General features: G+C 69.2%; 7 protein-coding genes and 2 tRNA genes. 5 read left to right on the top strand and 4 right to left on the bottom strand.

Annotated elements, in window-relative coordinates:
* The first annotated feature begins 52 nt into the window (after positions 1-52).
* The 3 genes from WJ16_RS09860 (at position 53) to WJ16_RS09850 (ending at position 2518) form a co-directional block, all read left to right on the top strand.
* Positions 53-128, top strand: a tRNA-Val gene (locus WJ16_RS09860).
* A 23-nt stretch (positions 129-151) separates the two neighbouring features.
* Positions 152-228 (top strand) — tRNA-Asp (locus WJ16_RS09855).
* A 352-nt stretch (positions 229-580) separates the two neighbouring features.
* Positions 581-2518: a SurA N-terminal domain-containing protein gene (locus tag WJ16_RS09850; RefSeq protein ID WP_069256906.1), complete on the top strand. Its 1938-nt coding sequence runs from the start codon at positions 581-583 to the stop codon at positions 2516-2518.
* A gap of 77 nt (positions 2519-2595) precedes the next feature.
* Here the strand turns inward: WJ16_RS09850 and WJ16_RS09845 are convergent, their stop codons facing one another.
* Positions 2596-3279 (bottom strand): arylesterase, encoded by a 684-nt coding sequence (locus WJ16_RS09845; RefSeq protein WP_069256905.1) that lies wholly within the window; start codon positions 3277-3279, stop codon positions 2596-2598.
* Between WJ16_RS09845 and WJ16_RS09840 the strand changes: the two genes are divergently transcribed.
* Positions 3278-3991 carry an ABC transporter ATP-binding protein gene (locus WJ16_RS09840; RefSeq protein ID WP_069256904.1) on the top strand — a complete coding sequence of 238 codons (714 nt, stop codon included), beginning with the start codon at positions 3278-3280 and terminating at the stop codon, positions 3989-3991. The two genes, WJ16_RS09845 and WJ16_RS09840, sit on opposite strands and share 2 nt — an antisense overlap.
* 68 nt (positions 3992-4059) lie before the next feature.
* Here the strand turns inward: WJ16_RS09840 and pgi are convergent, their stop codons facing one another.
* The 3 genes from pgi to WJ16_RS09825 all read right to left on the bottom strand — a co-directional run bounded on the left by pgi (position 4060) and on the right by WJ16_RS09825 (position 8688).
* Positions 4060-5682, bottom strand: coding sequence for a glucose-6-phosphate isomerase (pgi, locus tag WJ16_RS09835; RefSeq protein WP_069256903.1), 1623 nt, complete (start codon positions 5680-5682; stop codon positions 4060-4062).
* 111 nt (positions 5683-5793) lie between these two features.
* Positions 5794-7335 carry an NAD(P)H-hydrate dehydratase gene (locus WJ16_RS09830; RefSeq protein ID WP_069256902.1) on the bottom strand — a complete coding sequence of 514 codons (1542 nt, stop codon included), beginning with the start codon at positions 7333-7335 and terminating at the stop codon, positions 5794-5796.
* A gap of 51 nt (positions 7336-7386) precedes the next feature.
* Entirely contained in the window at positions 7387-8688 is a 1302-nt protein-coding gene (locus tag WJ16_RS09825; RefSeq protein ID WP_069256901.1) for an FAD-dependent oxidoreductase, read from the bottom strand.
* Positions 8689-9020: 332 nt separating this feature from the next.
* On the opposite strand from WJ16_RS09825, the gene purL reads away from it, so the two are divergent.
* On the top strand, positions 9021-13085 hold the full coding sequence (purL, locus tag WJ16_RS09820; protein WP_069256900.1) for a phosphoribosylformylglycinamidine synthase: 4065 nt from the start codon (positions 9021-9023) through the stop codon (positions 13083-13085).
* Positions 13086-13088 lie beyond the last annotated feature (3 nt).

The raw sequence follows: 13088 nt of genomic DNA, 5'->3' as shown, positions 1-13088 counted from the left end.
TCGCTGGTTGTTGATGCCGAAACGCAGATCGCAGCCAGAACGGATCGGAAACGGGTGCTTAGCTCAGCTGGTAGAGCGGCGCCCTTACAAGGCGTAGGTCGGGGGTTCGAACCCCTCAGCACCCACCAGTTTCACGATTCAGCCAGACCAAGGAGCGGTAGTTCAGTCGGTTAGAATACCGGCCTGTCACGCCGGGGGTCGCGGGTTCGAGTCCCGTCCGCTCCGCCAGAAAATGAAGAAGCCCGCCTCGTGCGGGCTTTTTCATTTTATCGTTCGATGCGCCCGCTTCGCGGGCGCGTGGCTGCGGAGTGGAGGAAGCCGCCTGCGCGGCTTCCGGCGGGACTCGAAGGGATGCGCGTGCACGCGCATCCGCGGCCTGCGGGATGTAGGCGAGTCCCGTCCGCTCCGCCAGAAAATGAAGAAGCCCGCCTCGTGCGGGCTTCTTCATTTGTATCGTCGGTGCGAGCGCTTTGCGTGTACCCGGTTGTCGCGTTGCGCTCGCCGACATCACGTCTGCTTTTCTCCCGTCCCAACTTGTATGTTGTAATATCGGTCGTTTTGTCCAATTTTCCCGTCACGCATGCTCGATTTCTTCCGTAATCACCAGCGCCTGATGATGGCGCTCCTGCTCCTGATCGTATTGCCGGGGCTGGGTTTCGTCGGGATCCAAGGCTTCCGCGGCTTCTTCGACGATAGTGCGAACGTCGCGGCAGTCAACGGGCACAAGATCACGCGGGTCGAATTCGACGGCGCGTTCCGCCAGCAGATCGACCAGGCGCGTCAGGCGCTCGGCGGGCAGTTCGACGTCAAGATGTTCGATACGCCCGAGCACCGCAAGCAGGTGCTCGACGGCCTGATCCAGCAACGCGTGCTGGCCGACGAGACCCAGCGTCTGCACCTGACGGCATCCGACAACGCCGTGCGCGAAGCACTGATGAGCGACCCGATGATCGCGTCGCTGAAGAAGCCCGACGGTTCGATCGACGTCGAACGCTATGCGCAGCTGCTCGCGTTCCAGGGGATGACACCCGAGCAGTATCAAGAGCGCGTGCGCTACAGCCTCGCGCTGCAGCAGATTCCGGCCAGCATCGTGTCGAGCGCGTTCACGCCGAAGAGCCTCGCGCAACGCCTGTCCGAACTCGCCGCGCAGCAGCGCGAAGTGCAGTCGCTCGTGCTGAAGACGAGCGACTTCGCGGCGAAGGTCCAGCCGACCGACGCGCAGCTCACCGCGTACTACGACGCGCACAAGCAGAGTTTCGCGACGCCCGAAACCGCGACGATCCAGTACCTCGTCTATTCGCCGGCCACGGCCGCCGCGAGCGCGCAGCCGACCGATGCGGACATCAAGAAGTTCTACGACGACAACCCGACGCACTTCCGCACCGAAGCGCAGGTGCGCGTGAGCCACATCTTCATCGCCGCGCCGGGCAGCGCCAGCGCGGCCGACAAGGCAGCCGCAAAGGCGAAGGCCGAGCAACTGCTGGCCGACGTGAAGGCGCATCCCGACCAGTTCGCGCAGATCGCGCAGAAGAACTCGCAGGATGCACCGTCGGCCGCGAAGGGCGGCGACCTCGGCTTCATCACGCGCGGCTCGACGGCGGGCGGCAAGGCGTTCGACGATGCGGCGTTCGCGCTGAAGCAGGGCGACGTGAGCGGCGTCGTGCAGTCGGATCTGGGCTTCCACATCCTGAAGGCAACGGAAGTGAAGCCGGCGGCCGTCAAGCCGTTCGCGGACGTGAAGGATCAGATCGCGGTCGACCTGAAGCAGCAGTACGCGTCGAAGGCATTCACGGACAACGCGGAAGGCTTCACGTCGACCGTGTACGAAAAGGCGAAGACGCTGCAACCGGCCGCGGACAAGTACAAGCTGACGATCCAGACGGCCACCGTCACGCCGACGCCGAATCCGCAACTGCCGCCGACGAGCCCGCTGAACAATCCGAAGTTCCTGGCTGCCGTGTTCGCGAACGACGCGGTGAAGAACCAGAACAACACGCAGGCGATCGACGTCGGCAACAACACGCTGATCTCGGCGCGCGTGACCGACTACAAGCCGGCTGCCGTGCCCGCGCTCGACGCGATCAAGGACGTCGTGCGCCAGAAGGTGGTCGCCGAGCAGGCCGCGGAACTCGCGAAGAAGGACGGTGCGGCGAAGCTCGCCGAACTGCAGAAGTCGAAGTCGACCGACGGGTTTTCGGCTGCGCAGAAGGTGTCGCGCACGCAGTCGCAGGGCCTGACGCCGGCCGCGCTGAGCGCCGTCTACAAGGTCGACGCGAAGACGCTGCCGGCCTACGTCGGGGTCGATCTCGGCGCCGACGGCTATGCGATCTACCGTGTGAACGCGGTGATTCCGGGTTCGGCGGTCGATCCGCAGCAACTGGCGGCCGCGCAGCAGCAGATGGCGCAGGTCGATGCGCAGAGCGAAGGCGAAGCGTATCTCGCCGCGCTGCGCGATCGTTCGAAGGTGAAGCTGTACGGTACGACGACGGCCAGCCAGTCGCAGGACGGCGACAACTGAGCATCGTTTCGCATGCAACGACAAAAAGCCCCGCTTCGTGCGGGGCTTTTGTTTTCCGATGGCGGCGAGTCGTCAGGTCAGCCGCGCGGCTTGCCGAGCAGCGGTTTCAGCGTGGGCCAGACGTTGTCGAGCAGCATGCCCTGTGCCTGCTGCGCCGGATGCATCTGGTCGGCCTGGAACAGCTCGGGCCTGTTCTCGATGCCGGCGAGCAGGAACGGCACGAGCGGCACGCCGAGATCCTTCGACAGCCGCGTATAGACCGCGTGGAATTTCTGCGTGTAGTCGGGGCCGTAATTGGGCGGCACGTACATGCCGACCAGCAGGACCTTCGCATGCGCCTGCCGCGCGCCGGCGATGATGTCGCGCAGGTTCTGCTCGGTCGTCGCGAGCGGCACGCCGCGCAGCGCATCGTTCGAGCCGAGCTCGACGACGACGATCGACGGCTTGAGCCGCTGCAGCACCGCGGGCAGCCGCGCGCGGCCGCCGCTCGTGGTGTCGCCGCTGACGCTCGCGTTCGCGACGCTATAATCGATTCGCTCGGTCGCGAGCCGTTGCCGCAGCAGCGCCACCCAGCCGGTGTCGCGCGGCAACCCGTATTCGGCCGACAGGCTGTCGCCGAGCACGACGATCACGGGCCGGCCCGATGTCGCGGATGTCGCGGCCGATGTCGTGGCGGCGCGTGCCGGCACGGTGGCGGCCAGCATGGTGCCCAGCAGCGCGGCAGCCGCCGCGCGTCTCTTCCAGCGAAATGTCGTGTCCATGTTCAAGATTACCGATCCGATCATCGAAGTCCATGACGTATGCAAGCGGGTCGCCGACGCGACGGGCGAGCTGACGATTCTCGACGGCATCACGCTCGCCGTGACGCAGGGCAGCAGCCTCGCGATCGTCGGCGCGTCGGGGTCGGGCAAATCGACGCTGCTCGGCCTGCTTGCCGGGTTGGACAGCGCCACGAGCGGCACGGTTCGCCTGCTCGGTCGCGCGCTCGACCAGCTCGACGAGGATGCGCGCGCGGCGCTGCGCAACGGCGCAGTCGGGTTCGTGTTCCAGTCGTTCCAGTTGATGCCGCATCTGACGGCGCTCGAGAACGTGATGCTGCCGCTCGAACTGCAGGGCGGCGTCAGCGCGCGCGACGCGGCCGAGCGCGCCCGCGCGTTGCTCGTGCAGGTCGGTCTCGGCGAACGCACCGCGCATTATCCGAAGCTGTTGTCCGGGGGCGAGCAGCAGCGTGTCGCGCTGGCGCGCGCGTTCGTCACGCGCCCGGCGATCCTGTTCGCCGACGAACCGACGGGCAGCCTCGACGCGGCCACCGGCCATGCGGTTATCGACCTGATGTTCGAACTGAACCGCACGCACGGCGCCACGCTCGTGCTCGTCACGCACGACGTCGAACTCGCGCGCCGCTGCGCGACGACGGTGACGCTCGACGCCGGACGCATCGTCGAGCCGCAGGCGCAGCGGCGCAGCACCTGAATTCATCGGCCGGCCGTACAGGCAGCGCTGCGCGGCCGGCATCGCCATGACGCCGTCGCGTCAGCGCTTCAACGCTTCAGCGCCGCACGGGCGCGCTCGATCAGCGCCGTGGTCGACGAGTCGTGCTTCGCGGGATCGACCGACTCGGCCGACAGGTCGGCTTCCACGACCTTGCCGAGAATCTTGCCGAGCTCGACGCCCCACTGGTCGAACGGATTGATGTCCCACACCGTTGCCTGCACGAGCACCTTGTGTTCGTACAGCGCGATCAGCGCGCCGAGCGCGCGCGGCGTCAGCGCATCGACGAGCAGCGTCGTCGTCGGCCGGTTGCCCGGGAACGTCAGATGCGGCGCGAGCGCCTCCTTGCCCGGCCCCGCGACCTTGCGCGCTTCGTCGAGCGTGCGGCCGAGCATCAGCGCCTCGCTCTGCGCGAAGCAGTTCGCCAGCAGCTTCGGATGATGGTTCGCGAGCGGATGCTCGGGCGTCAGCACCGCGATGAAGTCGATCGGCACGATCGTCGGCCCCTGGTGCAGCATCTGGAAGAACGCATGCTGGCCGTTGGTGCCCGGCTCGCCCCACGTGACGGCGGACGTCGGGTAGTCGACGAAGGTGCCGTCCAGGCGCGCGGATTTGCCGTTGCTCTCCATTTCGAGCTGCTGCAGGTACGACGGCAGGTAGTGCAGCGCTTCCGAATACGGCGCGACGAGATAGCTCTGCGAGCCGAAGAAGTTCCGGTACCAGATGCCGATCAGGCCGAGCAGCACCGGCAGGTTGCGCTCGAGCGGCGCTTCGCGGAAGTGGCGATCCATGTCGTTCGCGCCGGCGAGCAGCTCGTCGAACTGCTCGGGGCCGATCGCGATCATGATCGACAGGCCGACCGCCGACCACAGCGAGTAGCGGCCGCCGACCCAGTCCCACATTTCGAACACGTTGTCCGCGGCGATGCCGAACTTCACGACTTCGGCCGGGTTCGCCGACACGCCGACGAAGTGCTTCGCGAGCGCATCCTCGGGGCAGCCGCGTGCGACGAACCAGTCGCGCAGCGAGCGTGCGTTCGTCATGGTTTCGAGTGTCGTGAAAGTCTTCGACACGATGATCGCGAGCGTTTCCTCGGGATCGACCTGTTCGAGCACGCGCGCGAGATCGGCGCCGTCGACGTTCGATACGAAGTGCGTGGCGATGTCGGGCGTCGCGACGTGGTGCAGCGCGTGCACGACCATCTTCGGCCCGAGATCGGAGCCGCCGATGCCGATGTTGATCACATGGCGAATCCGTTTGCCCGTGTAGCCCGTCCATGAGCCGCTGCGCACGGCGCGCGCGAACGTCGCCATCTTCGCGCGCTCGGCGCTGACCTGCGCATGGAACGGTGCTTGCGGATCGGTCGCGCGCAGCGCGGTGTGCAGCGCGGCGCGGCCTTCGGTCGGGTTGACGATCTCGCCCGCGAACATCGCGTCGCGGCGCGCTTCGACGCCCGCGTCGCGCGCGAGCTGCACGAGCAGGCGCAGCGTGTCGTCATTGATGCGGTTCTTCGAGAAATCGGCCGCGAGGCCGCCGCCTGGAATCGTGAAGCGTTCGGCGCGGGTCGGCGCGCGGTCGTTTTCCGGCGCGAACCAGTCGCGCAGCCGGGCGTGGCGGATTTGCTCGAAGTGGGATTGAAGGGCAGTCCAGGCGGGGAGCGAATTCAGCGTCATGGCGGTTCGAGTGAGGCGTGAATCGGGAGGAATGCCGCGCCGGCTCATCGGGATCGGAAGGCCGGCGGACGAGAAGGCCCGCCGTGCGGCGGGGCAGTCAGTATAGCGGCGTTACGTGTCGGCGCGCGGCGACGGGTAAAAAAGGCGATTGATCAGCGTGCGCACCATCGGCGCGAGCTCGCCCGCCGTGAGTCCGGCCGGCCCCGTGCCGTGCGCGGTCAGCGTGTCGGCCGCGAGGCCGTGCAGGTAGACGCCCGCGAGCGCCGCTTCATACGGCGCGACGCGCTGCGCGAGCAACGCGCCGATCAGCCCGCCGAGCACGTCGCCGGTACCGCCGGTGGCGAGCGCCGCGTTGCCGGTCGGGTTGATCGTCACGCGGCCGTCGGGCGCCGCAATCACCGTGCCCGAGCCTTTCAGCACGACGTTCGCCGCATAACGCGCGGCGAGCGCCTGCGCGGCCGCGACGCGGTCGCGCTGCACAGCTTCGGTGTCGCTGCCTAGCAGGCGCGCGGCTTCGAGCGGGTGCGGGGTGAGCACGCACGGATTGCCGCGCGCGCCGCGTGCGGCGACGGACGTCGCGAGATCCGCATGGGTGGCGACGAGGTTCAGGGCGTCGGCGTCGAGCAGCGTCGCGGCGTCGTGCGCGAGCACGTTGCGCACGAGCGTCGCCGCCGCCTCGCGCGTGCCGAGCCCGCAGCCGGCCGCGATCGCGGTCATCGCGCCGAGCTCGACGGTGTCGGCCGGATGCAGCATCAGTTCGGGGAACGGCGGATCGTACGGCGGCGCGCCGGCGCCGAGGAAGCCGACGTGCACCTTGCCGGCACCCGCGAACAGCGCGGCGCGGGCGGCCAGGATCGGCGCGCCGCACATGCCCGTATCGCCGCCGAGCACCACGACGCTGCCGAACGTGCCCTTGTGGGACGCGAATGCGCGCGCGGGCAGCGCGGCGGCGAACCGCGCGGGCGTGTTCAGCACGATGGCCGGCGTGGCGGGCGGCGCGACGTCGAGCGATGCGACGTCGATCTCGCCGGCGAGGTCGCGGCCTTCGCCGGTATAGAGGCCCGGCTTCGCGCCGATGAACGTGAGGGTATGCGTGGCGACGACGGCCGCACCCGCGCCGACGATCCGGCCCGTATCGCTGTCGAGGCCGCTCGGCACGTCGAGCGCGAGCACGCGGCCGCCGCTGCGCGCATGCGCGGCGATGCGAACCGCCTGCTCGGCGAACACGCCGTCGAGCGCGCGGCCGAGACCGATGCCGAACAGCCCGTCGACGACCCACGCATAGCCGTCCAGCGAGGCCGGCGGCGTGGCCGACAATGGCACGCCGGCGGCGCGCGCGAGTCCGAGCGCCCATTGCGCGTCGTCCGGTTTGACCGGCACCGGCATCCAGGCCTGCGTCGCGACGCCGAGCTGCTGAAGGTGCGCGGCGGCAACGAGCGCGTCGCCGCCGTTGTTGCCGGGGCCGACCGCAAACCAGACGGGGCGGTCGTCGCCGGCGGCGCGCTCGGACAGCCAGCGCGCGGCGGCGGCGCCGGCCCGGCCCATCAGCGTGTGCGGCGGCAGCGCTGCGGCGGCGGCCTCCGCAGCGCGCAGGTCGGCGACGCGCAGCAGCGCGACTGGATCGGAATCGGGAAACGGGAGGGTCACGGTCATCGCGGGTCGTGGCAGCTGGCAAGGAGGCCGCCGCAGACGGGCCCGCGGCGGTCAGGTCGTGAAGCGCGCGGCGCGCAGCGCGGCGAGCGTGTCGGCGGGCCAGTGCTGCACGTCGCCGCCCAGATAGTCGGTCACCACTTTAGCAGACCCGCACGCGAGCCCCCAGCCGGCCGGCCCGTGCCCGAAATTGACGAACACGCGCGGATGCGGGGTCGGACCGACGACCGGCAGGCCGTCCGGCGACAGCAGCTGCGTACCTTGCCACGACAACGCGGCCGAGATTTTCGCGGCGCCGGGCACCCAGTCGTGGACGGCCTGGCCGAGCAGCGCGAGCGCTGCCTCGGACAGCGGCTCGGCGAGCGGCTTCGCGGTGTCGGGCAGGCTCTGCAGCACGGCGCTGCCGCCGACGCGCAACCGCTGGTGGGTGCGCGTGATCGAGATCCGCTTGATCGAATCGATGACGTTCAGGTGCGGCGAGTGTTCTTCGTAGGCGATCGGCGCGGTGAGCGTATGGACGCGCACCGGGTGCAGCGGCAGGCGCCAGCCGAGCCGGTCGAGCAGCGGGAGGCTGCCGGCGCCGGCGGCGACCACGATCGCGTCGGCGGAAATCACGTCGACCTCGCGGGCATTCGACGCGCGCCGGTCGCCGGTCGGGACGAGTTCGACGGCGGCGCGGCCCGTGTCGACGCGGATCGCGGCGACTTCCGCGCCGAAGCGAAACAGCACGCCATGCTCGTCGAGCGTCTGTTTGAGCAGTTTCGCGAACAGCGGGCAATTCCCGGTGCGTTCGGTCTCGAGCAGCACGCCGCCGGCGAAGCCGGGTTTGGCCGGCACGGACGGCTCGAGCACCGCGCATTCGTCGGCGGAGAGCAGCCGGTGCGGCTGGTCGAGCGTGCGCAGCAGGTCGAGCGCCGGCTGCAGCGCGTCCCAGTCGCGCGTTTCGCGCACGACGTGCAGGATGCCGGGCTTCTGCTCGAATTCGAGTGCGAGGCGCGTCTCGATGTCGGCGAGCGTGTCGCGCGACGCGTCGATCAGCGGGCGCAGCCGTGCGTATTGCGCGGCGAACGCGTCGGGCTCGCGCAGCATGCCGAGCTGCTTGACGAAGCGGCGCACGCCGCCGTTGAAGCCCGGCTTGTAGACGATGCCGCTGTCGCGCGACTGGCGCTGGCGCATGAAGGTCGGGCCGAACCAGACGTCGAGCGGGCTCGGCAGCAGCGCGCCACCGTCGCCGTAGGTCGCGCCCTGCGCGACGGTCGCGTGGCGTTCGACCACGCATACGCGATGGCCGGCCGCGCGCAGCTGGTAGGCGGTGGCGACGCCGCTGATTCCGCCGCCGATGACGATGACATCCATGGATTGCTTCGATGACGGGCGGCGCGCAGGCGCCGCCCGGATGAGAATTCGCTGAGGGCCCCGGCCCGGTGAACCCGGAATGATAGCGCCAAAAGCGCGGGAACCGGCGTCGGGCGAGCGCGGACCGTGCGGCCGCACCACGGCCGCCGGCTGCCGTGCCCGCGCGGGGCGGGCCGGCGGGCGGCCCGTGAACGGCGCGCACCGCGGCACCGTTGCGGTGCACGCGGGCTGCCGATCGGCCGGTCTGGGACGACCGACTTCCGGGTATAATTACGGCCTTCCTTTCGCCCCACGTCGCCACCTCGCGCGACTCATCGACGTCAGTCCAGCCCATGGCTCACTTCTCGTGTTTTCCCGGCGCTTCGGCCCTCTCCGATTTCCGTCAAACCCGTCTGCTCGATACGCTCAGGCAAATCGACGCCAACATCGTCGCGGTGCGCGGGCAGTTCCTGCACTTCGTCAATGCGGCCGAGCCGCTGTCGGCCGACGACAGCGCGCGCATCGATGCGCTGATGCATTACGGCGCGCCGTTCGAGCCGGCGGCCGAGAAGGGCACGGCCGAGACCTTCGTCGTGTTGCCGCGCTTCGGCACGGTCTCGCCGTGGGCGAGCAAGGCGACGGACATCGCGCAGCACTGCGGCCTCACGCACGTGCGCCGCATCGAGCGCGGTGTCGAATTCACGGTCACGCTGAAGTCGGGCCTGCTCGGCGGCAAGAAGGCGCTGTCGGACGATGCGCGCGCAGCCGTCGCGGCCGCGCTGCATGACCGGATGACCGAAAGCGTGGTCGCGTCGCGCGACGACGCGAAGCACCTGTTCGATGAACTGCCGGCCAAGCCGCTGTCGACCGTCGACGTGCTGGGCGTCGGCCGCGGTGCGCTCGAGCGCGCGAACGTCGAGCTGGGCCTCGCGCTCGCCGACGACGAAATCGACTACCTGGTCGACGCGTTCCGCAAGCTCGAACGCAACCCGACCGACGTCGAACTGATGATGTTCGCGCAGGCGAACAGCGAACACTGCCGTCACAAGATCTTCAACGCGCAGTGGACGATCGACGGGCAAGCGCAGGACATGTCGCTGTTCGCGATGATCCGCAACACCGAGAAGCTGAGCCCGCAGGGCACGATCGTCGCGTATTCGGACAACTCGTCGATCATGGCCGGCGCCGAAGCCGAACGCTGGTTCCCGCGCAACGCGGGCGCGGCCGGCGAGCCGGGCGAGCGCTACGGCCGCCACACCGAGCTCACGCACACGCTGATGAAGGTCGAGACGCATAACCACCCGACGGCGATCTCGCCGTTCCCGGGTGCGGCGACCGGCGCGGGCGGCGAGATCCGCGACGAAGGCGCGACGGGCCGCGGGGCGCGTCCGAAGGCCGGCCTCACCGGCTTCACGGTGTCGAACCTCGACCTGCCGGACGCCCGCCAGCCGTGGGAAAACGACCGCGACGCGGCGCAGCCGATGGCCGAGCGCAACCCGAACGAGCCGCACGGCCCGTACGGCCGCCCGGATCGCATCGCGTCGCCGCTGCAGATCATGATCGACGGCCCGCTCGGCGGCGCCGCGTTCAACAACGAATTCGGCCGGCCGAACCTCGGCGGCTATTTCCGCGTGTACGAGCAGAACGTCGGCGGCCAGGTGCGCGGCTATCACAAGCCGATCATGATCGCGGGCGGCCTCGGCAACATTGCCGATCAACATACGCACAAGCACGACGTGCCGGCCGGCTCGCTGTTGATCCAGATCGGCGGCCCGGGCATGCGGATCGGCATGGGCGGCGGTGCCGCGAGCTCGATGGCGACCGGCGCGAACACGGCCGAACTCGACTTCGACTCGGTCCAGCGCGGCAACCCGGAAATCGAGCGTCGCGCGCAGGAAGTGATCAACGGCTGCTGGCAGCTCGGCGCGGAAAACCCGATCCTGAGCATCCACGACGTCGGCGCGGGCGGCCTGTCGAACGCGTTCCCGGAAATCGTCGACGGCGCGGGCAAGGGTGCGCGCTTCGAACTGCGCAAGATCGCGCTCGAGGAATCGGGCCTGTCGCCGCGCGAGATCTGGTCGAACGAAGCGCAGGAGCGCTACGTGCTGGCGATCGCGCCGGCCGACCTGCCGCGCTTCGAGGCGATCTGCGCACGCGAGCGCTGCCCGTTCGCGGTGGTCGGCGTCGCGACCGACGAGCGCCAGCTGAAGCTCGTCGACGACGAAGCGACGGGCGCCGACGCATACCCGGTCGACATGCCGATGGAAGTGCTGCTCGGCAAGCCGCCGCGCATGCACCGCGACGTCACGCGCGTGGCGACCGAGCGCGCCCCCGTCGACGTGACGGGCATCGCGCTGTCGGAAGTGGCGCTCGACGTGCTGAAGCACCCGACGGTCGGCAGCAAGTCGTTCCTGATCACGATCGGCGACCGCTCGGTCGGCGGCACGTCGGTGCGCGACCAGATGGTCGGCCCGTGGCAGGTGCCGGTGGCCGATTGCGCGGTCACCGCGCTCGACTACGCGGGCTTCAAGGGCGAGGCGATGACGATGGCCGAGCGCACGCCGCTCGCCGTGATCGACGCGCCGGCTTCGGGCCGCATGGCGGTCGGCGAAGCGATCACGAACATCGCGAGCGCGCCGATCGCGTCGCTCGACAAGCTGAAGCTGTCGGCGAACTGGATGGCCGCATGCGGCACGGCCGGCGAAGACGCCGCGCTGTTCGATACGGTCAAGGCGATCGGCATGGAGCTGTGCCCGGCGCTCGGGATCGGCATCCCGGTCGGCAAGGATTCGCTGTCGATGAAGACGAAGTGGGACGAGCAGGGCGTCGCGAAGGAAGTGGTGTCGCCGGTGTCGCTGATCATCTCCGCGTTCGCGCCGGTGGAAGACGTGCGCCGTCACCTGACGCCGCAACTGCGCCGCATCGCCGACGCGGGCGACAGCGTGCTGATCGCGATCGATCTCGGCCGCGGCAAGAACCGGATGGGCGGCAGCATCTTCGCGCAGGTCACGCAGCAGGTCGGCGACACGACGCCGGACGTCGACGATGCGCAGGACCTGAAGCGCTTCTTCGATGCGATCCAGCAGCTCAATACGCAGGACAAGCTGCTCGCGTACCACGACCGCTCGGATGGCGGCCTGTGGGCGACGGTGTGCGAAATGGCGTTCGCGGGCCACGCAGGCGTGTCGCTGAACGTCGACATGCTGACGCTCGACCCGAATCACGAATCCGACTACGGCGACGCGAAGGACTGGGCGAAGCAGACGAGCGGCCGTCGCGAGGATCGCACGCTGCGCGCGTTGTTCTCCGAAGAGCTCGGCGCCGTCGTGCAGGTGCGCGCGGCCGACCGTGATGCGGTGCTCGGCACGCTGCGCGAGTTCGGCCTGTCGGCGTGCTCGCACGTGATCGGCTCGGTCAACGATCGCGACGTGATCGAGGTGTACCGCGACGCGAAGAAGATCTTCGACGCGCCGCGCGTCGAACTGCATCGCGCGTGGAGCGAAGTGAGCTGGCGCATCGCGCGCCTGCGCGACAACCCCGCCTGCGCGGATGCCGAATACGACGCGCTGCTCGACGCGGCCGATCCGGGCATCTCGCCGGTGCTGAGCTTCGATCCGGCCGACGACATCGCCGCGCCGTTCATCTCGACGGGCGCCCGGCCGCGCGTCGCGATCCTGCGTGAGCAGGGCGTGAACTCGCATCTGGAAACCGCTTATGCGTTCGATCGCGCGGGCTTCGATGCGCACGACGTGCACATGAGCGACCTGCTTGCCGGCCGTGCAACGCTTGCCGATTTCGCGGGTGCGGTCGCCTGCGGCGGCTTCTCGTACGGCGACGTGCTGGGCGCGGGCGAAGGCTGGGCGAAGACGGTCCGCTTCAACGCGAACCTCGCCGACATGTTCTCGGCGTTCTTCGCCCGTCCCGACACGTTCGCGCTCGGCATCTGCAACGGCTGCCAGATGCTGTCGAGCCTCGCGTCGATGATCCCGGGCGCGGAAGCTTGGCCGAAGTTCACGCGCAACAAGTCCGAGCAGTTCGAGGCGCGCTTCTCGTTCGTCGAAGTGCAGAAGTCGCCGTCGATCTTCTTCGCGGGGATGGAAGGCTCGCGGATTCCGGTCGCGGTCGCGCACGGCGAAGGCTATGCGGACTTCTCGCAGCAGGGCGACATCGATCGTGTCGCGGTCGCGATGCGTTACGTCGACCACCGCGGCGAAGCGACCGAGCGCTATCCGTTCAACCCGAACGGCTCGCCGGCCGGCATCACGTCGGTCACGACGGCCGACGGCCGCTTCTCGGTGCTGATGCCGCACATGGAGCGCGTGCACCGTACGGTCACGATGAGCTGGCACCCGGAAAGCTGGGGTGAAGCGAGCCCGTGGATGCGCGTGTTCCGCAACGCGCGCCGCTGGATCGGCTGATCG

This window comes from Burkholderia metallica (genome assembly GCF_001718555.1).
Lineage (GTDB): Bacteria > Pseudomonadota > Gammaproteobacteria > Burkholderiales > Burkholderiaceae > Burkholderia > Burkholderia metallica.
Note: the sequence above shows the minus strand (reverse complement) of the source record. Positions and strands in the feature narration are given on the sequence as shown.